This is a genomic window from Anatilimnocola aggregata (assembly GCF_007747655.1).
GTDB classification, from domain to species: domain Bacteria; phylum Planctomycetota; class Planctomycetia; order Pirellulales; family Pirellulaceae; genus Anatilimnocola; species Anatilimnocola aggregata.
In genome coordinates this window covers 8,425,796-8,446,311 of sequence record NZ_CP036274.1, presented here as the reverse complement: position 1 = coordinate 8,446,311, position 20,516 = coordinate 8,425,796, and the positions used below count along the sequence as shown (strand labels likewise).

The following is a 20,516-nucleotide window of genomic DNA, read 5'->3' as shown; positions in this document are numbered from 1 at the left end:
GAAGCAAGTTACGGTGTAATCGCGCGCCAGGTGTTTGCGACTGGTCGGCCAGGGACATAGAGCTGGCGGGTACCGTAGATGCTGCGGCCGTACACAACGGGCCGACCAACCACCACCGGCGCTGCATAAGCTGGAGCAGCGTAGGCCGGTGCGTAGTAGCTGGAGTAGACCGGGGCTGCAGCACCGGGGGCGTAGTAGCTCGAATACGTTGCCGCCGGAGCGTAATAGGCCGACTGGGCAACTCCCACCGGTGCGACCCCCACGGGTGCATAATAAGCCGCACGCCGCGGATAGTAAGCGGGTGCGTAAACCGGCGCAGCGGCGGGTGCGTAGTACGAAGTGACCGGGCCAACCACATATTGGGCACTGGCATTCGAGACGCAGGCACCCAATAGCAACGCAGCACTAAGGAAGATCGTTTTCATCGACAGGCTCCTCTATTTCCGGCAGTGGCTCCACGTACTTTAAGTATAGGAACAGCCGCCACGCTCTGCGAGGGTTGCTCGCAGAGTACGGCGACTGCTCGGTAAATCTCTAGAGGCAATTGGTGTGCCTGGAGCGATATCGCTGGACACTTAGGTCCGCTTAAACCGCCGGTCGAGCTCTTCGCGTGTGAAGACCAGAGCCGTCGGACGACCATGAGGGCAATGGTGGGCGTCCTGATAGTGTTCCCGCTGTTCGAGCAGGGCGGTGATTTCTTCCGGTGCCAGTCGATCACCCGCTTTGATGGCTGCTTTGCAAGCGATCATGTTGAGCAAATCGTTGAGCAGGTCGCGCCGGTCCGGGCTCTTGCCCCCTGCCACAATCTGGTCGACCACCTGCCGCAGCATTTCCGCGGGGCCGAGGTTCGCCAGCATGGCGGGATAGCTGCTCAGCAGCACCGTGTCGCCACCAAACGGCTCGACTTCCATCCCCAGCTGTGCCAGCAGTGCCTTGTTTTCGAGGGCAGCAGCCACTTCGTTCGGCGGTAAGGTCACGGGCTCCGGAACAAGCAATCGCTGCGTTTCCATCTTGCCGCTCATCACCTTCGCGCGGACCTGTTCGTACAGAATTCGCTCGTGTAGAGCGTGCTGATCGATGACGACCATCCCCTCGTCGGTTTGAGTTACGAGATAGCGATTGTGAATCTGAAAGCCCAGGTGTGAAATCGATGGCAGAGTGGGGCGAGCCGGTGGGTGCGCCAGCGCGCCGATTTGCGCGGCCAGCGGTGATGGCGCGCGCCCCGCCGCGGGCCAACTCCGGTCAAGCGTGTTAAGTTGCAGCGCTTCGCCGCTGGCCCGCTCGAATTGCAGATCGAGTGAACCCTGGGCATCTTCGTCGAGTACCGCGGTTCCGGCGGTGGCCACATTCAAGCTGGCCTGCGCACCCATTTCGGCACTGCTGGCGGCGAGTGCACCGGTGGCCCAATCGACCAGATCGCGGCGATGCTGTTCGAGGGCAGCTGGGTCGAGAGCTGCCGTCTCGGCATCGTTGTCGCCCCCATTCATCCGCACTTTCGCGGTCAGGTCGGTGGCCAGGAACTTTTTGCGAATGGTTCCTAAGACCAGCGAATAGATCCGTCCGCTGTCTTGAAACCGCACTTCGAGTTTCGTCGGGTGGACGTTCACGTCGACCGCTTCGGCTGGCATCTGCAGCCGGAGAAAACCGATCGGAAAGCGGCCGTGCAACAGCAGGCCGCGATAGGCCTCACCCAGGGCATGCTGCAGCGAACGGTCGCGAATGTGCCGGCCGTTGAGAAACAAATACTGCATCCGGTTGTTGGAGCGGCTCTGCTGCGGGTCGCAAACATAGCCCTGCAGGTGTACATCGCCATCGCCACTGGCAATCGGAATCAAGGACCGCTCAAGATCGCGACCGCAAAGCGCGGCGATGCGTTCCCGCCAATCGGCCACCGGGGGCAAATCGAAGATGGTCTTCTCGTTATGGCGGAGCGTGAAATGCACCCGTTCGTGGGCAAGCGCGATCCGTGTGAAGGCTTCGCTGCAGTGGCCGATTTCGGTTTGCGAGGCCCGCATGAACTTGCGACGGACCGGCGTATTGAAAAACAAGTTCCGGATTTCCAGCATGGTTCCCGGCGCTGCACCGCAGGGAGTAATCGGCGAACTCTTGCCGCCAATGACTTCCAACTCGCACGCTTGTTCGCTCTCGTGCGGCCGACTGCGAAGGCGGAGGTGGCTCACTTCGGCGATTGAAGCGAGTGCTTCGCCGCGAAAGCCGAACGTGGCGACGTGAAACAGATCGTCGGCATCGTGAATCTTGCTGGTCGCATGGCTGGCGAGAGCCAGCGGCATCTGCTCGGGCGACAACCCGCAGCCATTGTCCGTGACGCGAATCAGATCGAGACCACCTTGCCCGAGCGACACATCAATCCGCGTACTGCCGGCATCGAGTGCATTCTCGAGCAGTTCCTTGACGACACTCGCGGGGCGCTCGATTACCTCACCCGCGGCAATCTTGTTCACCACGCTCTGCGGTAATTGACGAATGACCGGCGCGGCAGAAGTCGGAGGTCGGAAGTCGGAAGCCAGAGATCGATACCCCGGCTCCAAGTGATTTGCTTCGTGCGTTGCCATCTTCTTCCTGAATCCTGTTTCGCGACTCCTGAATCCCTTAATTCCTTCACTCCTGTACTCAGGCGAGAAGGAGAGATTCAGCGAACTTGCATCCTACCCTAGTCCCCAGCCCCTAGTTCCCAGCCCCTTCCCGATCTCACTCCTCCGAAGCCAACTCCACTTTCCCGTCCTCATCGTTGCCCGACTGGTACTTCTCCAACTTGCGATAGAGCGTCCGAGCGCCAATCCCGAGTACACGGGCGGCCTCTTCACGATTGCCGCCGGTCACTTGCAGCGTTTGTTCGATGGCCCAGCGCTCGATGTCGTCCATCGTCTTGCCGATCAGTTCCATCGGTCCCGAGAGCGCGCCCGAACTGTTCGGCGCGTCGTCGGCGTCCATCAGCTCTGGCGGCAAATCGTCGAGGTCGAGCAGGCCGTCGTTATCGAGGACGACCATCGCATCAATGGCGTTCCGCAATTGACGAACATTTCCCGGCCAATCGTATGTATAGAGCTTTTTGGCGACCGCGGGCGAAACTCCCTTCACTGTTTTGTGATGGCGACGGGCCAGCGTGCGGCGAAAGTGATCGGTGAGGGGGACGATGTCTTCGCGACGGTCTCGGAGCGGGGGTAAATGAATGGTAACGACCTTCAGCCGGAAATAGAGGTCGCTGCGGAACGCGCCGGTTTTGATCGCTTCGTCCAGGTTCTTATGCGTGGCCGAAACCATCCGCACGTTCACCCGCGTCGTCTTATTGTCGCCGACCCGCGTGATCTGACTATCTTCCAGCACGCGCAGCAGTTTGATTTGCGTCGGCAGGGGCATATCGCCGATTTCGTCGAGAAACAGCGTACCGCCGTTGGCATATTCGAACGCGCCCATCCGGTCAGCGACAGCGTCGGTGTAAGCACCTTTCACGTGTCCAAACAGTTCGCTCTCGACCAGATTCTCAGCCACGGCGGCGCAGTTGAGCGCCACGATCCGTTTTCCCTTGCGAGGACTGTTTTGATGAATGGCTTGGGCAATCACTTCTTTGCCGGTCCCGCTTTCGCCGGTGATCAAGACGCTGGCATCGGTCGGTGCGATCCGCTTCAGCCGATCGATGACCTGTTTCATCTTATCGCTGGCGTAGATGATTCCCTCGAAGCCGAACTTTTCATCGAGCCGGCCCTGCAACTCTTGATTCTGTTGCTTGAGGCGGACGTTCTCGACCGCTTTTTCGACCACAGCCCGCAGGCGGTTGGGAGTGATCGGCTTCTCCAGGAAGTTAAACGCTCCCTGCTGCATCGCCTCGACCGCTTTGCTGATCGTGGCGTGACCGGTGACCATAATCACCTGGCTGTCGGGGAGCAGTTGCTTGGCCCGGTTGAGAATCTCCATCCCGTCGACGTCATTCATGACCAGGTCGGTAATGATGATATCGAACTGGTCCGTTTCGATCTTGCGGGCACCTTCGCCGCCGGAGGTGGCAACCGTCACCGGATGGCCGATTTTGGCCAGGCTTTCTTCCATGGCGTAGGCCAGCGCCTGATCGTTGTCGACGACCAAAATGCGCAGCGGGGGCCCAGGCTGATTGCCAGCTTCGGCGTGCTTGTCGTTAGCGCGTTCGTCCTTCATGCGATCTTCCTAACAGAGCAGTCGATAATACCGAAAAAGGCTCTTCCTCGCGAGTAGCTGGCAGCGAACAGTGAACCCTAGCGGACGGACAATTTTCCAATCCTAAACGTCCAACAATATCCTCGATTTTTGGACACCAATCTGCCGGAAACCCGAGAGTTGCGCTACCTACTGTCCAACTATGAACCCGATAGTTGGACACCCCCCTTTTGCGGTCTGCGAGCAAAGCAATCGCTGGAAAGATCCAGTGGCATCGAGGCCACCGGGGCACGACAAATGCACCGCAGGGCGTGGGGACGGCTCCCAAGCACCCAGCGGGTTTAAGAACTGGGTGATTTCATGTCTGTCGAGCGAATTAAGTCGGCGGTGTTGCAGTGCTTAGATCACTGCTATGCGTCGCAGAATTGGTATCGCGGTTGGTCTCAATTCATGGAAAAGCTGTTCCATGATCGCACTTGGACCATCGCCGAGGTCGAAGCGGTGCAACTGGTGATGTGCAAACTGCTGTTGGGGAGTGGGGTCAACCAGGAGCGACTGCTCGGCAACAAGCCATCAGGAGCGGATGTCGAGCAGGCCTTGAAGCAGTTGTCAAGCCAACAGTCACGCCAAGATTAGGCTAATCCCCTTTGTAAAAAATTGGCACGAAGAACGTCCAGGCGAGCACCATGAGCGACCCGATGAACGGCTTATGGATACCGAAGACGACGAAGGGGCCGCCGAGTGTGTAAACCCAAATGACGAAGGCGATGCTACTAATCACGACGGTCGCCCACTGAACTCCCTGGCCTTCAGCTGGATTGCGCGTCCCGTAAATCCGGAGCACGATCACGGCAATCAGCCCAATGATCGCCCATATAACAATCCAAACTTTTTCGTCGGTGGGAATAAAGCCACTCCCCACCAGGTACATGCCCACGGCATCGCCGGGCATCATTTTCATCAGTCGCTCCAAGTACAAGCGAAACTGTTCGTCGGGATTGGGCTCCGCAAGCGCGGCCAATTGAGCGCCAGGGTTGTTCACTCGAAAGGGAGCGGACATAAAACTCTCCGTTCTGGTTGAGGCCTGAATCTTTCGCAGAGGGAAGTTAGTAATGAAAGAAATGACGGTAACCACAATCAGCATCACGACGATTCTGAAAGCGGTAGAGGCGGCACGCTGTGCGCAAGCCATAAAGCCGACTGCGCTCTCCAGGGGGTCAATCGATCTCTGCCTGGCACCTTTAGATACCGTGACCAAAAAGTAAATTAGAAGTGTGCTGGCAAAGTTACCAGCACGAGTTGCGACCATCAATACAATTCCGCGAGTTCTGCGTGCGCAGCAACAAATGATCGTCTTCGAGAAAAGCAGGAGAGTAGCTGCTATTGAAGGGTCGATCGAGTTTGAATTACTTGTAAAGGCAAAATTCTCGAATCAGGCCAGTTTCGACCCGACGATGACACCACAGTGAATGAGGGTGTGCTGCACGGCTGCAGGGTGGAGACCAGCTGCTTTGAGCCACTGACAATATTCGTCAGCACTATAGGCTCGCCCTTCGGTCAGTGTGAACAGCGCAGCCGAATAAAGGGCGATGGGGAGCGGCCCGGCCAGATCATCGTTCAAAAAGACATCGTGAATCAGCAGTTGGCCACCGGCAGGCAGTACACTCGCGCAGCGCTCGACGAGTTGAGCACATTGCGGTTCGTCCCAATCGTGCAGAATGTTGGAGAGGAGAATCACATCGGCACTGGCAGGAAGTTCGTCGGCGAACATATCGCCGGGCGTGCAAGTGAGTCGATCGATGACGCCATATTGGGTAGCGAATTCGGCTGCGATCTTCAGCACTTCAGGCCGGTCGAAGACGATGGCTTGCAAGTGCGGATTTTGCTGTAAGAGAGCAATGCTATAAAGGCCAGTGCCGCCACCCACATCAAGCACGCACCGCGCTTTCGACAGGTCCAACACACGGGCCAGGTGGGGGGCGACATTGTGAGCGCGGCCGGCGAGCGCCAGCGTGAGATGGCGGGCGGAAGCTTCACGCTCCATCGCCGATTCCAGTCCCTCGCGATAAATGAACGCAGCGCCGCCGTCATCGGCAGCTGCATTCGCTGGGCGATTGGTGCGCAGCCGCGCGACCATTTCGTTTACTCCGGGACTTGCCGCCGCCAGCCCAATGTAGTCCCCCACGTAATGCGCCCCACCGCGCAGCAAGTGCTCGCGGGCGAGCTGCGTCAATTGATATTGCCCTTCGTTCACCTCTAATAACTGCATCGCTCGCAAGGCAGTGGTGAGGACCAGGAACGGCCGCCGCTCGAGTTGCAATCGCTGTTGCAAGGCGGATGCCGTCAGGCTCGCGTTGCCTAGCAATTCGAAAAGTTGAAAATGGGCGACGGCTGCCGTGAGGAGTTCGGTGGCGTAAGAGCCGCGAAACAGCTCAAACAAGGGAGTGGGATCGAGATTTGGTGGGCGGAGTTCGCTAGCTGTAGTAAACATTGGCGATAAGGATTTTTTAGAAATTTTTGTGCGGTGCTGAATCGCTTGGAAAATGCGGTTCAATGCAATAAGCTGGAGTTCCCAGCCCTTGGAGCGACCCCTGCTATGCCTTGGGGGCAGGAAACTAAACCAGTGAGTTTACCTGCGATGATATTGAGGCGTGTTTTGTGAGCGAGCCGATCGAAGCCGAGTTTGATCCCTACCGAGTTTGGTTGGGTATTCCCAAAGCGCAGCAGCCGCCCAATCATTACCGCATTTTGGGGCTCGAAGTGTTCGAGACCGACCTGCAGGTGATTCAGGAAGCGGCTGATCGGCAGGTTTCGCACCTCAAAACGAAGCAGACCGGCAAGCATGTTGCGCTCTCGCAAAAGTTGCTGCAAGAGGTCGCGACCGCAGCTGGCTGTTTGCTGAACAGTCAGCAGAAGTCGAAGTATGACGATCAACTCCGGGGCAAACTGACTCCCCAAGCGGCTGCAGCCAGCGTGCAACCGGCTCCGCCGGCCCAACCACGTTTGCCTCAGGCGCGGCCCTATGTGCCAGCTCAGCCACCGCAGCCAGTGCCGCAGCAGTACCAGCCCCAGCCCGGTCAACAGCCGGGCTACTACTCAGGGCAACCGCAGGGCAATCCACAGGCCTACGGTGGGCAGCCCTATCCCCAGCAGGTTCCGCTGCAATCACCGGTCCAGCCGCTGCACTCCCCAGCACATCAAACAACGCCGCAGTTCGGGCCGTTGCATCAGACGCCGCAGCAGCCAACGAATTTTCAGCCAGCCCCTTTGCAGATTCGCACGGCCCCGGTTCAACCGGTGCGAACAGCCACTAATTCAGCGGCCCGGCCAGCGGCGAAACCGGGTTTCGATTTCAACAAGCTGCTGAAATCGCTACCCAGTGACCCAATGCAACTAACAATGTTGATTGTTGGTGGTGTTGCCGGGTTGGTGCTCGTGCTGGGATTAATGCTAATCACAGCGCGCAGTTTTCTCGGTTCATCGGCGACCAAGGAACCAATCGTCGCGGAAACAAAGGTCGAGACGGAAAGCCCCAAACCAACTCCTCCGCCAGTCGTGCCGCCCAAGCTCGACCCACTTCCCCCCGCCCCCGAAATCAAGCCGGCCCTGCCAGTGCCGCCCATGCCGAACCCCACGCCCCCGCCGGAGCAAGTAGCAACCAATCCGGTTCCGATGCCCACTCCACCGCCGATCACACCGGAAGTGAAACCGGCTGTTTCACCAGCCGATGTTACGCCGGCCGATGTTACGCCGCTGCCAGAGGGCGTGCGCTTGCCGCCGCCGCTGCCTGCGAATTTTCTCGGTAAGGAAGCGCCCTCCCTCGATCGCAAGAGAGAGTCGCTGGAGTATACGGTCAACCTGGTTGAATTCTTGAGAGATACGTTCGCCAGTCCTAGTTCCATTCAGTTTGCAGGCAAGCTCACGGCCGAGTTTCGCACAGCACTCGCTGGCCAACACCCGCGCTTCAAATGGCCCACCAGCGCCGCCGAAGAGTCCAAATTGATGGAAAATATGCAGAAGCAACTGATCCACTTCGATGCCGCCCATATCCCAGGCATTGATGTAGACATCATCAACACACTGAATAACGGCTTCTTCCCGAATGCTGTGAGCATGATGTATCCCAGCGATTTGGCCGTATTCACTTCCGCTGGACGCGATCAGACACTACCGGCCCTCGATCAATTGGTGCAGGATTATTGCGTCGCGGCGAGCAAGATAAAGATTGAGAATCCGCGTGGTCACGATCAATTGTATTTGGCTGCTGCTTACCTGCGATTGATTGAGATGAAGTATCGCCAGCAACGGATTAATCAGTTAGCCGCCGCCGACGAGTCGGCGGGAAGAATGGTCCACATGCTAAGAAGCTCTGCTGTGAGCACCGAGATCTATCACGAATTGCTGAAAAAAAACGACCAGATCTACGAAGCCATCGGCTGCTTCTCTTCCGATTCACCCCAGGTCAGTTTAGACCGCCGGCAACAGGTCACGATGCTCAGCCGGTCAACTTCCCGCTTGTTCGAAAAACAGGCGGACGGCACCTGGCTCGAGAGAAATCCCCAAGGGGTGGTGACGCATCACGAAATCTTGCGCAAAGGTGCCTACATCGATCTGCTCCAGGAAAATGCCGACACTCGCACAAGATTGTGGCTGCAACGATTTGAGACTGTAGAACGCAGTCCCCCGGGAGCTGCTTCTGCGTTTTCGAGTCGCGACGGGACAGCCCGCTGGGCACCGCCGAGCTCCGGTCGCTAGTCAGCCAATCAAGGAGAAAAGAAAACTTCGTACCCGAGGGAACCTTTCGGTGTCTTAAGGGTTCTAAAGTAAGGGATTTAGGGCCGAGCGCTAGTCCCTGCGCAGTTGACAAAATGGCGGGCAATTCAGCGCTAAGTGTTTGTGTGAACTATATTTAGAGGGTACCTGCTCCCGTTGGTCCCGCCTGATCGCCTAGGAATGACGTTGTGAGTTCTGCTGGAAACCCTGCCGACAACAGCACCTCTGAAAAAGAGGTGTTTGATCCTTACCGGGTCTGGCTGAGCATTCCCAAGGCGGAACAACCCCCTAACCACTATCGTCTGCTGGGGATCAGCCTGTTTGAATCCGATTTGCAGGTGATTCAAGAGGGTGCGGATCGACAAATTGGTTATTTGAAGACCAAGCAAACCGGCAAGCACGTCGCGCTCTCGCAACAGTTGTTGCAACAAGTGGCCGCTGCGGCAGGTTGCTTGCTCGATCCGCCTGGCAAGGCGAAGTACGACGATCAACTGCGCGCCAAACTGCAAGCTGCCCGCCAGCCGATTGCCAAACCGCTGCCACAAGCGGCTCCCCTGGCGCCGGCACCTGCGCCCGGCTATCAACAGGCTCAACAGCCGCAGTACCAGCAGCCCCAATATCAGCAGCCAGCGCTTTATCAGAATCAGCACTACCAAAACCCGGGCTACCAGCAGGGTCCACCTCCGCAGCCCGGCTATTCGCAGCCCGGTGCTTATTCACAACCACATCCGCAACAGTTGCATCCACAACAGCAGCCTCAATACCAGCAACAGCCCGGTTATTCGCACGGCTATCAACAGCCGCAACCAATGCAGCAGCTGGCTCCGCAGCAAATGGCTCCGCAGCCGCTGCGTCCGGTGCCAGTCTCCGCGCCAGTGGCTCCCGCAGAGCCGACGAATCCCACTCCCGTGCTGACCGGTTCGTCGCACTCCAGCGGCCGCGGGCGGGCGAAAGAGCGAAACGTCGTTGTTGAGATGGTGAAAGTCGTAGTCGGCGGAGCAGCGGGTATCGGCATCGCTCTCGCTGGCCTGGCCATGATCGGCCGAATGGACCTGATCTACGGCCTGATTGGCCAATCGCCACCAGTAGAAGTTGTGCAAACCACCAAAGTGCGACCAACCACCAAGGTGGTGAAGAGCACGACCAACGCAACGGATAGCGGCACATCCGCAGTCACTTCGTCCACCACTTCCGCGACAACACCCGCTAAGATCACTGGCACCGATACCGCCGGTACCGAAACCACTCCAGCGGCAGTCGACCCGAGTGTTCCCTCGACTACCGCGCCGGCAACGACTGACACCATAACCCCGTCGGAATCAACGACTGCTGCGTCTGCAACTGGCGCTCCCCTGGTGGCTACGGTGCAAGCCACGGCGTCCTCACCTTTCGTGCCACCTGCGCCGCCCCTGCCCGACAATACCACGAAGCAGGTCGCCTCAGCAGCCATGCGCGAAGGGCTGGGCTATGCCGCCGATATCGCCCAGCATTTGCAAAAAGTGATGCTCCGCGATGTCCATCGCCAGCAGGCCCGCGACCTGGAAGTGGCACTGCGACAGGTTCGCGCCGGAGCGAGTCCAGCGGGTGCCATTCCCAGCGAAGACTCTCAACTGGCGAAGTTTCGGCGCGAAATGCTCGCCAGCCAGCTGGAGCCGATCGACCGTACGTACTTTGCCAAGGGAGTTCATCAAACTCTTTCTGGCAAGTTGCTGTGCAGCATGGGCATTCCGTCGCGAGCCAGCATCGGCCCCGGTGGTCCCGAACTGTTCGTCACCACGCTGAACGATTACCTGGAGACGGTTTGCCTGCTGGCAGCCGAAATGCAGGACGTTCCCGAAGCACATGACCGGCTCTGCTACCTGGCAGCTGTCTGCCGAGTGTTGCAGTTCAGTTATCAGCGCGGCAACGCCGAGCAACTGCCCGCCTGCCAATTGGTCGAGGGGTTGGGCTTGGAAGTCGTGCGCACATTCAATCGTGACGATCGCAAAGCGCAACTGGTCAGGGCGCAGGACGAACTGTTTCGTTCGATTGGCCTGCACGATTCGATGCGGTCGAACAGTTTTGAGTCGGACCCGCGTAAGTTGTTTCGCGGAAATGGTGGCAGTTTCGAGCGCCAGGCCGATGGTCGGTGGATCGAAACCCATCCGATGCGCGGCACAGTGGCCTATACCGAACGTCGGCGTACGTCGACCATCGTTGAACTAATGCCAGTGGAATCGGGCAATCTCGTGCGCCTCGCCCTGTCGTGGCTGCAGATCTCGATTCGCAACCCGGCGAACATCGCCGACTATCAGTACGCGTATCACGAGGGGTATTGGGACGTACCCAAGTCGGCTCGCTCGTTGACACCGAGGCTCGTCGTGCAGTTTCCTTCCTCGCCCGACGTGATGGCCTCTGCCACCGATCCAATGCCCACGCCGAGCAATCCGTCCACAACACCGCCAGGCACTGGCCTCACGAATCCGCTTGTCACAACCCCAACGAGCAATCCACCAACTGCAACTGCGCCGGCCGGCAAGCGCCTGTGGCGTCATGCGAGTGGGTTCTTCGAATTGAGTGCAGACGGAGTGTGGAAGGAACTCGCACCCACCGGCGACTACTTCACGCTGACTCCGCTGAGTCAGGGTGGCGACATTATGGAGTTTGAGCGGACAACAGGGGGCTTCCGTCTGCGCGTGCACGACAATCGAGTCGAGTATTCGCAAAGCCCCTATGTGACGTACATCGAAGTGGCCAAGGGAGGCTGGGCCAAGCCGATTGACGAAGTCGAACTCGACACTCAGCAGCAGTTTGCCTTAAAGCGCAATTGCGATTTGTACAACGATGCCCTCACCAAGGCCCGCAAGACGTTGATCGACCGGTTTGAATCGGCCATGTCTTCGAATCGCAAACGAATCGGCAAAGCCGAAGAGCGGCTCGCCGTGGTCGCGGTTTTGGAAGAGGAAAACGCCCGCTTCGAAAAAGAAGGGCTGGTTCCATGGTCATTGCCCATGCGTCCCGCCACAGCTGACTATCTTGCCGCAGTCAATCGAGCGCGCTTGCAGGCCGAGCAATCGTTCGACCGGGCCATCGACTATTACGTCAACCACGAGCAGCAAGATACTGCGAACAGTGTGCTGGTCCTCAAGCAAAAAACGCTCGTCCCGCTGATGATTGCCCGGCTGATCAGTCGCGAGTTGCCCCGTCCTGGCTTCGCCGGCCCGATGGGTCCGCTGCCCCCGAACTTGCCACCCGATGTGGTCGAACGCATCATGCGCGATCGGGCTGCTGCGGCTGCCGAAAATGGCGTTTTCCGCCTGTGGTCGAACGGCCAACTGAACGAAGTCGTTGGTCCCTCGAAGTGGACCACTGAAAACAATGCCTTGCTGCTGAACATCGTTCGCCCGACATCGGCTAACCGCGATCGCATTGTGATTGCCGAGACGGGGAACGAATTCGCGGGGCAAAGTAGTTCCGGCGCGAATTACACCGGCTCCTTCGCCAGCGTGCTGGAGCCGCACGAACGCCGGCCTGAAGCGAAGTACAATCCCAAGCCGAAACCAGAGAGCGTCAAGCCGGCACCTGCGGCCGCGGAAGCTGTGCCCGCTGAAGAAGCGAGCAAATAGCGACTCTTGAGCAGACTCTAGGCAAACAATTCCGCGATGGGATGGCCGCCATCGGTGATAGGCACGGGACGGTCGCCCGCATAGAGTTCTTTGTGCGGATCGATCCCCAGCGACCAGCAGATCGTCGCGTGAAAATCGGGAATCGAAACCGGACGATCGACAATCTTCATTGCCAGTTCGTCGGTGCTGCCGATGGTGAGGCCGTTTTTCAAACCACCGCCAGCGAGAACCATGCTGTAGCTCTTGCTGTGATGGCCGCGACCACCGCCTCCATCGAAGCCGGCCGGACGACCAAATTCGGTGGCTACGACGATCAGCGTCTTGTCGAGCATCTTCTGCTGTTCGAGATCTTCGACGAGAGTCGCCAAGGCGTGATCGAGTTCGGTAATCAGGTCATGCTGCTTGAGCATGCCGTCGTTATGAACGTCCCACCCGGTGCCGTTGAGAAAGTTGAGATTGTGAGAAACTTCGACGAACCGCACGCCCGACTGACAGAGGCGTCGCGCGAGCAAGCAGCGTTGACCGAACTCGCCGCCGTAGCGATTTCGCAGCGTATCGGCCTCGTTTTCCAGTGCGAACACCTTGCCGAAATTCGGTCCCGCCAGCTTGAGCATTTCCTCGATGGTGGCATCGTAGTTTTTGATTGTTTCGTCGGTCTTAGCCGCCGAGTAATGCTGCCGAACTTCGGCCAGCAGCTTCTCGCGTCGGGCTTGTCGCTCGGAAGTAATCTCTGGCGGACGAGACAGGCCGACGGGTCCGCTCTTGGTATCGGTCAAATAGATATAGCTGTGCTTCGCTCCCAAGAAGCCTGGGCCGCGGGTGACGTTCGGATAGCCGATCAGCACATACGCGGGCACACCTTCGCCAGCGGCACCGCGCTCGTGCGCGACGATGGAGCCAATCGACGGATAGACGACCGTCCCCGCGGTTGGGCGGCCCGTGTGCACGCGATTGGTCGCGGCAGCATGTTCGTCGATCACTTCGTGATGCACCGAACGGACGATGTTCATCCGGTCGAGCACGGTCGCAGAGCGTGACAGAAATTCGCACACCTGCGTGCCGGCCACAGCAGTATCGATGGCCTTGTACATGCTGCCGGCCTTCTTGGCCGTGGGGTCGCCCTGCGCTTTCGGATCCCAGGTATCGATTTGTCCCGCGCCGCCACCAAGCCACAGAAAGATGCAATGCTCGGCCTTGCCCTTGGGCAACTTGATCGCGGCCCCTTCGTTGGCAAAGAGCGGTCGTGACGAACCGAACGACGAAGCAGCCAACGCGCCCGCGGTGAGGGCACCAGCGGCCAAGGCTTGACGACGATTGAGATTTACGGGCATCGGAGAGAACCTGGACGAGGTAGTTGGCTGGCGAAGCCGCCTTTTCGATCAGGCGGCCAGCCTTCATGATAACATCTGTTCGCGAATTTCGCCCCCCGTTTTTGCCGCCAAGTGCCCCTTGCCCAATATCAACGCTATCGAAATCCTCGCTGCGATGATCAGTCCTGCGGTGCTGATGGCAGCGGCCGGTTCGGTGGTGCTGTCGACCTCCAATCGACTGGGGCGAGTGGTCGACCGGACGCGCGGGCTGCTGCAAGATGCCCAGCGGCTCGACAAGTTAACGGGCCAGGAAGAAACCCCGGCCGAAAAGGCCCAGCACGACTTCATTTTGGAGCAGCTCGACTATCTTTCGCAGCGGATGTATCTGCTCCGGTCGGCGCTCGCGGGGCTCTATACCTCGATGTCGCTGCTGGTGATGACTAGCCTGCTGATTGGCGTGTTGATTCTGTTTCGCGGCGATGCGGGTTGGATCCCGCTACTCACAGGTTTCACGGGCGCAATCGCGTTTCTCTTTAGCGTGTTGCAACTGCTGCGCGAAGCGACGCTCGCCGTCCTCAGCACGCAGGTCGAAATGCGCTTCATCAAGCAACTGTTGGCCAAGCGGAAGTCGCGGTTGTAACAGCCTGTGAACGCAGCGCGACTTTAGTACAATCCGTTTTCGCATCCTTCTGCTGCGCGTAACCCGACGCGTCAGCGAGCGAGAAGCGCCAGTCGATATTGGTTCACGCTTCTCCCTCGCCGACGCGTCGGGCTAAGTAAAGTCGGAATATCACTCTGCCAAATCCTTTCTCCCAACTCTACCAACATGAAAATTATTCGCTTCGCCGACTCGCAAGGTGCTGTTCACTATGCTTCCCGCCAAACGGCCGGGGGTAGCACGAAGGACTTGCTGATTGAGGGAGATATTTACGGCGAGTATCGCGTGACGGATAAGGTTGCCGACGTTGCCAAGCTGCTGGCTCCGGTCGATCCGCGAGCCATCCTCTGCATCGGCCTCAACTACCGCAAGCATGCCGAAGAGGGGAAGGCACCAATTCCGAAGTTCCCGGTGCTCTTTATGAAGTCGCCGGGTGCGGTGCAAAACCCGGGCGATCCAATCGTCCTGCCCAAAAAACTGCTGAGCACGCAGGTCGATTACGAATGCGAACTGGCCGTGATCATTGGCAAGCAGTGCAAGAACGTCGCAAAGGCCAACGCACTCGACTATGTGCTTGGCTATACCTGCGGCAACGACGTGAGTGCCCGCGATTGGCAAAAAGACTTCGGCGGCTCGCAATGGTGCCGCGGCAAAACCTTCGATACCTTCGCCCCCCTCGGGCCGGTGCTGGTGCTGAAGGACGAAATCCCCAATCCGAACGCACTTAACATCAAGACCATCCTCAATGGCGAGACGATGCAGGACTGGAGCACCAACGACATGATTTTCGATGTGCCGACACTCATCGAGTTCCTCAGCGGCAGCACCACGCTATTGCCTGGCACCGTCATCATGACTGGCACTCCCCACGGTGTCGGCGTGGCTCGCGATCCCAAGGTCTTCCTCAAACATGGCGATAGTATCACGGTCGAGATCGAGAAAATCGGCCAGCTGACGAACCCCGTCGTTGACGAAGCGGTTTAGCTCAGCGGCAGTTGCCAGTATTTTCACTCATCCCCTTCCAGCACTTTCTTCAGCACGCTGGCCGCGTATTGGCGAACCAGCGGGCGGAAGGTCAGAAGGCGAGATTGGGCAGCTTGCACTGCAACGGAGATTTCATGAGCCGTCTGCACAAAACGAGTGACGGACGCGGGCGGGAGAAACCTTGCCGTCGTCAGGTTGTAGTCTGCGTCGTTGCGGGCACGTCGCAGGCTATCCAGTTTTTGCGCGACTACGATCTGTTCAGTGTCGTTGGATGCTTGTAGGCAATACGGAAGTTTCGTGTGGCATTCGCCTGAGTTTGCAAACTTGAATCCACATGCTTCAACGAGGGTTCTCGATTGATGAAAGGCCGCATAATTGGCTCGGCTGATTGCCGTGCGCTGCGAGGCCTCGACGGTGTCCGTTGCCAGGCGGCCAGCTAAGCTTAAAAAGTCGCGCGGGTTCATTCGTCTGGATTAATCATGAGCACGAAGAAAAGAGAGTGCTCGGGGACGATTTTAGTAATCCCTCGCTGCCAAAGTTCGCTATAGTTTACGATTTCGTCGACAGTGCCACTGACATCCACTTGGATTTGGATTCGTTGATCGCCGTAGTCGGGAAAAGTGTAGATATCGACAGTCACTTTCCCTGGAATTAGTTCCTCAGTGAACTTCCGAACCAGTTCGGTCGCTTGGACAATTGTGAAGATGTCGGCAAGGCGATAAATGTACTCATTTCGCCCGCTGCCTCTTTCTTTCAACTCGGAAACTTCCTCTTCCAGTCGTTGCACGCGGAATCGCAATTGTTCGGAACTTGCCAGAGTAGTTTCGATTGGACTTGGCTGAATCATCTCTTGGTCTCGCTAAACTACGCGTCGAATCGGTCGACCAACCTATCTTGCGTCACCCTCCGCCGGGGCATCAATGTCGATCGAGCGGGCTGGGGGCCGTTTTCGCCCAGCAAGCCACGCACTAGAATGATGGCTTGCCCAGCGAAGTACCGGTCCTCGAAGTCACTCCCCGAAGTCTCACAGTCCCCATAGATCAGCGGTGTCATGCCAGCTAAAAGTCGAATCCTGATTGCCGACGACAATCAGGCCAACCGCGAACTCCTGGAAGCCTATCTGGCCACCTACGACTGCGATACCGAAATCGCCGTCGATGGCCAAGACACTCTCGCCAAGGTCAAGTCGTTCAATCCCGACTTGATCCTGCTCGACGTGATGATGCCCAAGCTCAACGGGTTTGAAGTCTGTGCCAAGCTGCGGGCCGATAGCGCGACCAAGAAGATCATGATCCTGATGGTCACGGCCCTAAACGAGGCCGGCGATATCGAGCGGGCAGTGAAGGCGGGCACCGACGACTTCGTTTCGAAGCCGGTCAATAAGACTGAGCTTCTTAAACGTGTCGAGTTCATGCTCAAGCACAAAGACGTCGTCGATGAGCTGGAACGCCTCCGCCGCTACATCGACGAAATGGAAAACCGTCAGCAGGGAAAGTAATTGCTGCTTACTTTCCGCTGGCCGTCTTGGGCATGTGCTCGATGAACCCTGCTTCGGTTCGCTTGAGCTCGGCCGTCATTAGTGTGCGCAGTTCGCTCAACTGCGTTTGATACTTGTCGCTGCCAATGACGTTCGTCAGTTCTTCCGGATCAGTGGCCAGATCGTACAACTCTTCGGTCTCGCCCGCTTTCAGCGTGCGGACGTACTTCAACTTGCCGCTGCGCAGGGCAACGTACCAAGGCACGTTGCTGTGCGTGGCATCGCCACCGGTCGAGAGGACTTTCGTCGTATCGCTGCCGAAGTCGTGTCCCATGTGTTCGTACAGGACCGGATGATTCCACTCTTTGGTCTGCGGATCCTTCAACAGCGGCGAGAGGTCGCGGCCATGCATCTTCCACGGCAGTTGCATTCCTGCCTGTTGAAAAAACGTCACGACTAAGTCCTGTCCACCGATCGGTTGCTCGCAAGACTTGCCCGCGGGAATTGTGCCCGGCTGGCTGATGATGAGTGGCGAACGATAGTTGGCGTCGTAAGGCGCCAGCTTGGTACGAAAGCCATGCTCGCCCATCGAGAAACCTTGGTCGGCGGTGAAGACGACGAGTGTATTCTCGAGTTGCCCCGATTCGCGCAGCGCGTCGATCACCTGTCCGACCCCTTCGTCGAGCGACAGCACACACTCGTTCACTTGCTGCACCCAGGCGGCGTGCGTCTTGGCGTTCTTTTTGCTCTCGTCGCCGAACTTCTCACCGCTCTTGCCCATCACGGCCTGGCCGTTCGGTCCCTTGGCCCAAGCTTGTGTCTTCTCCAAATAGGCGGGCTTGCCCGGCCTTGGCGGGAAGATATCGGCGGGCTGCTTTACTTCCGCTGCTTTGTATTGACCTTTGTGTCGTTTGGCTGGATGCGACGGCCCATGCACGCCGCCATAGCAGAGCCACAGGTACCACGGCTTGTCTGCCGCGCGAATGTCGCCCCGAATGTAGTCGCAGGCCCACTTCGTGTAATTGTCGGTCGAGTATCCAGCGGTCTGGCGCTTCTCGCCATTGAACTCCAACGTCTGATCTTCGTAGTAGTTACCGGCATTCTCCGTGTACTTTGGCCGGTTCCAAACAATCTGATAGTCCCAGTCGCGACCAAAGCCCGCATCGACGCCCGTGTGCCATTTGCCAATCTGGGCCGTCTGATAGCCGCGCTCGCGAAACACCTTGGGCCAGAAGGGCGTCTGCTGCGGATCGTAAGTCGCGCCGGGATAAGCCCCTTCCATTCGCATCGATTCGATGCCGTGCGGCAGGCGACCAGTCAGCATGGTCGCGCGCGAAGGCATGCACCACGAGCCGATGTAACAACCCGAAAAGCGAATGCCGCTCGCGGCCAGCTTATCGATGTGCGGAGTGCGCACCCACGAGAACGACTCGGGGTAGCAGCCCACCGTTTTGTACGATTGATCGTCGGTATAGATCAGCAGGATATTCGGCGGCCGCCGCTTGCCAATGGGTTCTTCTGGGGGCTCTGCGGCGCGCAGCAGATTCGTGCCAATCAGCGCGACGCCGCAGAAGATCGAGAAGCAAAGACAAGGGACGAAACGCGCGTAACCATTCATCGCCAGGCTCCCAGGGTTTGCTGTAGCTTAGCGATCGCGCGCCGAGATGCAATCAAGTGCTGCGAAGTAGGTCGCATCCACACTTCTGGGCACATCGGGCCGAAGTGCCCTACTAAGACCAGCGTTTGCGAATTCCAGAGGCCGAGTTGTCATCGGGCTGACGCTCGGCGGAACTGGTCTTGTCGGTCACTTTCTCGTCAGCTTCGCTGAGATCGATCGTCTCGGCGATCTGCTTGGCCTGCGGCTGTACTTGCAGTGCTTCACCCGAGAGATTCGCCGGCTCGGGCTCAGCAGCCGGATCGAGACTAGACACATACTTCCGCCAGCTATCGAGCTGTTCCTGCGTGAGCGTGTTTTCGCGAGTCAGGTCGTGCCGCAGTTTATTGCCGGTTCCTTCGACGCCGACGAGCACGGTCAAACGACCGTTTTCTTCGTAGCGAAAGCGGACTTCAATCGGTGTCTGCGCAGGAAGGTTCACGGGCAGGTCACGCACCGAGCATTTGCCCAGCGGTGAGCAGTCGTCGGGCGACAGGCTTTCCCCTTCGACTATTTGCACCAGGATCGACTTCTGTGCGGCCCGTTGCGTCTTAAAGATGCGGCGGGCCACCACTGGCAGCGGCGTGTTGCGGGGAATGAGAATGGCATTCCGCGGTCGCTTGGTTTTGGCATCCATGGCCACCACACCCAAGCTGTGCGAGTTGACGTTGCGAATATGGAACGAAGGCGACTTGCCATCGTGATAGGCCAGTAAGATGCCGGCGTGCAGGGCAGCGCCGTGAGCAATCGCCTCATCGGGCGACACGCTGCAGTCGGGCTCTTTGCCACTCAGTTCCTTCAGTTTTTGCACGACGGCGGGCATGCGGCTGCTGCCGCCGACGAGCAACACGCGGTCGATGTCTTCCCAGCCCAGGCCCGCGGCTTGCAACGTTTGGCGCGTCGTGAACGCGGTCCTGTCGAGCAAGTCTTGCGTAATCTCTTGAAAGGTCTGCCGCGTCAATTCCAGCCGCATGGCTTTGCCTTGGAAGTCGCAAGCGATGTTCGCCTTCTGTCGTGCCGAGAGGGTTCGCTTCGCATCTTCGCAATCGCGCCCCAGTCGACCGAGCACGTTAGGATCTTCGCGCGGGTCGATGCCGAACTTGCGAATGAACTCTTCGGCCACGAAGTCGACAATTCGCTGATCCCAGTCTTTACCACCGAGTTGTACGTCGCCGTCGGTGGCCAGTGCATTGAACTCGCGCCCACCAATTTCCATTACCGTCACGTCGAACGTACCGCCACCCAGGTCATAGACCAGAATCTTCTTCCGTTCCTGGTCGGGTCGATCGGGATTCATGAACCCTTGTTGAAAACCAAACGCCACGGCGGCTGCGGTTGGCTCGTTAATGATGTCGATCACTTCGAGGCCGGCGATATAGCCCGCATCTTGCGTGGCCTTGCGGCGGACTTCGTCGAAGTAAGCCGGGACGGTGACGACGGCCTTGCTGAAGTTGCCAATCTGCTGAACGGCATCGAGCCGCAGCTTGTTGAGCACCCACGCTTGCATCGCCTCGGGCGGATAATGCCGGCCGGCGATCAGCCTGTGATAGAAGCGATTTCCCAGGTCGCGCTTGGCACATTCGGCCACCAGTTCGGCATCGGTGGCCAAAGCCTTGGCGGCCTCTTTGCCCACGACGATGTTCTCGCCTTCGAAGAACACCACGCTGGGCGTGATCTTGTCCCCTTCGCTATTGCTGAGCGTGGTGGGACGGCCCAGGTCATCGAGCATCGAAATCACAGAGAACGTCGTCCCCAGGTCGATGCCGACGGCGGGGTGCTTTTTCTTCGGGCGACTCATTAGATCCTCTGGATTCCGCGGCACTGGGCGTCGTCTTCGCGGCCGCCACCACGAACCGGCCTAACCCGATCAGCGGATGCTGACCGCCGGAACCTTCTGCTGCAGGTA

The 20,516-nt window shown here is 58.4% G+C and carries 16 protein-coding genes; 6 read left to right on the top strand and 10 right to left on the bottom strand.

Features of this window, described 5'->3' with window-relative positions; genetic code table 11:
- Nucleotides 1-8: 8 nt before the first annotated feature.
- The 3 genes from ETAA8_RS32175 to ETAA8_RS32165 form a co-directional block, all read right to left on the bottom strand.
- Nucleotides 9-425 carry a hypothetical protein gene (locus tag ETAA8_RS32175; protein WP_145098874.1) on the bottom strand — a complete coding sequence of 139 codons (417 nt, stop codon included), beginning with the start codon at nt 423-425 and terminating at the stop codon, nt 9-11.
- Between the two features lie 150 nt (nt 426-575).
- The gene (gene mutL / locus ETAA8_RS32170; protein ID WP_145098871.1) at nt 576-2,573 is read right to left on the bottom strand and encodes a DNA mismatch repair endonuclease MutL; all 1,998 of its coding nucleotides are present in this window, start codon (nt 2,571-2,573) and stop codon (nt 576-578) included.
- 136 nt (nt 2,574-2,709) lie between these two features.
- Nucleotides 2,710-4,170: a sigma-54-dependent transcriptional regulator gene (locus ETAA8_RS32165; RefSeq protein WP_145098868.1), complete on the bottom strand. Its 1,461-nt coding sequence runs from the start codon at nt 4,168-4,170 to the stop codon at nt 2,710-2,712.
- Nucleotides 4,171-4,509: 339 nt separating this feature from the next.
- Here ETAA8_RS32165 and ETAA8_RS32160 point away from each other — a divergent pair, with 339 nt between their 5' ends.
- On the top strand, nt 4,510-4,785 hold the full coding sequence (locus ETAA8_RS32160; RefSeq protein ID WP_145098864.1) for a hypothetical protein: 276 nt from the start codon (nt 4,510-4,512) through the stop codon (nt 4,783-4,785).
- Between the two features lies 1 nt (nt 4,786).
- Here ETAA8_RS32160 and ETAA8_RS32155 read toward each other — a convergent pair whose 3' ends face one another.
- Nucleotides 4,787-5,209: a hypothetical protein gene (locus ETAA8_RS32155; RefSeq protein ID WP_145098861.1), complete on the bottom strand. Its 423-nt coding sequence runs from the start codon at nt 5,207-5,209 to the stop codon at nt 4,787-4,789.
- A 372-nt stretch (nt 5,210-5,581) separates the two neighbouring features.
- Nucleotides 5,582-6,640: a methyltransferase gene (locus ETAA8_RS32150; protein WP_145098858.1), complete on the bottom strand. Its 1,059-nt coding sequence runs from the start codon at nt 6,638-6,640 to the stop codon at nt 5,582-5,584.
- Between the two features lie 167 nt (nt 6,641-6,807).
- On the opposite strand from ETAA8_RS32150, the gene ETAA8_RS32145 reads away from it, so the two are divergent.
- Together ETAA8_RS32145 and ETAA8_RS32140 are read left to right on the top strand one after the other, a co-directional pair.
- Nucleotides 6,808-8,904: a hypothetical protein gene (locus tag ETAA8_RS32145; protein ID WP_145098855.1), complete on the top strand. Its 2,097-nt coding sequence runs from the start codon at nt 6,808-6,810 to the stop codon at nt 8,902-8,904.
- Between the two features lie 206 nt (nt 8,905-9,110).
- Entirely contained in the window at nt 9,111-12,527 is a 3,417-nt protein-coding gene (locus ETAA8_RS32140) for a hypothetical protein (RefSeq protein WP_145098852.1), read from the top strand.
- A 17-nt stretch (nt 12,528-12,544) separates the two neighbouring features.
- On the opposite strand, the gene ETAA8_RS32135 is transcribed toward ETAA8_RS32140, so the two are convergent.
- Nucleotides 12,545-13,858: a DUF1501 domain-containing protein gene (locus ETAA8_RS32135; RefSeq protein ID WP_145098849.1), complete on the bottom strand. Its 1,314-nt coding sequence runs from the start codon at nt 13,856-13,858 to the stop codon at nt 12,545-12,547.
- 118 nt (nt 13,859-13,976) lie between these two features.
- Here ETAA8_RS32135 and ETAA8_RS32130 point away from each other — a divergent pair, with 118 nt between their 5' ends.
- Together ETAA8_RS32130 and ETAA8_RS32125 are read left to right on the top strand one after the other, a co-directional pair.
- Nucleotides 13,977-14,477, top strand: a complete 501-nt coding sequence (locus ETAA8_RS32130) for a DUF2721 domain-containing protein (RefSeq protein WP_145098846.1) — start codon at nt 13,977-13,979, stop codon at nt 14,475-14,477.
- A 186-nt stretch (nt 14,478-14,663) separates the two neighbouring features.
- Nucleotides 14,664-15,479, top strand: coding sequence for a fumarylacetoacetate hydrolase family protein (locus ETAA8_RS32125; RefSeq protein WP_145098843.1), 816 nt, complete (start codon nt 14,664-14,666; stop codon nt 15,477-15,479).
- Nucleotides 15,480-15,502: 23 nt separating this feature from the next.
- On the opposite strand, the gene ETAA8_RS32120 is transcribed toward ETAA8_RS32125, so the two are convergent.
- Nucleotides 15,503-15,943: a hypothetical protein gene (locus ETAA8_RS32120; RefSeq protein ID WP_145098840.1), complete on the bottom strand. Its 441-nt coding sequence runs from the start codon at nt 15,941-15,943 to the stop codon at nt 15,503-15,505.
- A complete protein-coding gene (locus ETAA8_RS32115) occupies nt 15,940-16,326 on the bottom strand; it encodes a hypothetical protein (protein ID WP_145098838.1) in 387 nt (128 codons plus the stop codon). Before ETAA8_RS32115 ends, ETAA8_RS32120 begins: the two co-directional genes overlap by 4 nt.
- Before the next feature lie 204 nt (nt 16,327-16,530).
- On the opposite strand from ETAA8_RS32115, the gene ETAA8_RS32110 reads away from it, so the two are divergent.
- The gene (locus ETAA8_RS32110) at nt 16,531-16,977 is read left to right on the top strand and encodes a response regulator (RefSeq protein WP_145098835.1); all 447 of its coding nucleotides are present in this window, start codon (nt 16,531-16,533) and stop codon (nt 16,975-16,977) included.
- Nucleotides 16,978-16,984: 7 nt separating this feature from the next.
- Here the strand turns inward: ETAA8_RS32110 and ETAA8_RS32105 are convergent, their stop codons facing one another.
- Nucleotides 16,985-18,574, bottom strand: a complete 1,590-nt coding sequence (locus tag ETAA8_RS32105; RefSeq protein WP_145098832.1) for a sulfatase-like hydrolase/transferase — start codon at nt 18,572-18,574, stop codon at nt 16,985-16,987.
- Nucleotides 18,575-18,686: 112 nt separating this feature from the next.
- Nucleotides 18,687-20,408, bottom strand: coding sequence for an Hsp70 family protein (locus tag ETAA8_RS32100; RefSeq protein ID WP_145098829.1), 1,722 nt, complete (start codon nt 20,406-20,408; stop codon nt 18,687-18,689).
- Between the last annotated feature and the right edge of the window lie 108 nt (nt 20,409-20,516).

Coding starts and splice junctions, on each gene's coding strand:
- ETAA8_RS32175 (WP_145098874.1), bottom strand. CDS start 425: ATGAAAACGATCTTCCTTAGTGCTGCGTTGCTATTGGGTGCCTGCGTC.
- mutL (WP_145098871.1), bottom strand. CDS start 2,573: ATGGCAACGCACGAAGCAAATCACTTGGAGCCGGGGTATCGATCTCTG.
- ETAA8_RS32165 (WP_145098868.1), bottom strand. CDS start 4,170: ATGAAGGACGAACGCGCTAACGACAAGCACGCCGAAGCTGGCAATCAG.
- ETAA8_RS32160 (WP_145098864.1), top strand. CDS start 4,510: ATGTCTGTCGAGCGAATTAAGTCGGCGGTGTTGCAGTGCTTAGATCAC.
- ETAA8_RS32155 (WP_145098861.1), bottom strand. CDS start 5,209: ATGTCCGCTCCCTTTCGAGTGAACAACCCTGGCGCTCAATTGGCCGCG.
- ETAA8_RS32150 (WP_145098858.1), bottom strand. CDS start 6,640: ATGTTTACTACAGCTAGCGAACTCCGCCCACCAAATCTCGATCCCACT.
- ETAA8_RS32135 (WP_145098849.1), bottom strand. CDS start 13,858: ATGCCCGTAAATCTCAATCGTCGTCAAGCCTTGGCCGCTGGTGCCCTC.
- ETAA8_RS32125 (WP_145098843.1), top strand. CDS start 14,664: ATGAAAATTATTCGCTTCGCCGACTCGCAAGGTGCTGTTCACTATGCT.
- ETAA8_RS32120 (WP_145098840.1), bottom strand. CDS start 15,943: ATGAACCCGCGCGACTTTTTAAGCTTAGCTGGCCGCCTGGCAACGGAC.
- ETAA8_RS32115 (WP_145098838.1), bottom strand. CDS start 16,326: ATGATTCAGCCAAGTCCAATCGAAACTACTCTGGCAAGTTCCGAACAA.
- ETAA8_RS32110 (WP_145098835.1), top strand. CDS start 16,531: ATGCCAGCTAAAAGTCGAATCCTGATTGCCGACGACAATCAGGCCAAC.
- ETAA8_RS32105 (WP_145098832.1), bottom strand. CDS start 18,574: ATGAATGGTTACGCGCGTTTCGTCCCTTGTCTTTGCTTCTCGATCTTC.
- ETAA8_RS32100 (WP_145098829.1), bottom strand. CDS start 20,408: ATGAGTCGCCCGAAGAAAAAGCACCCCGCCGTCGGCATCGACCTGGGG.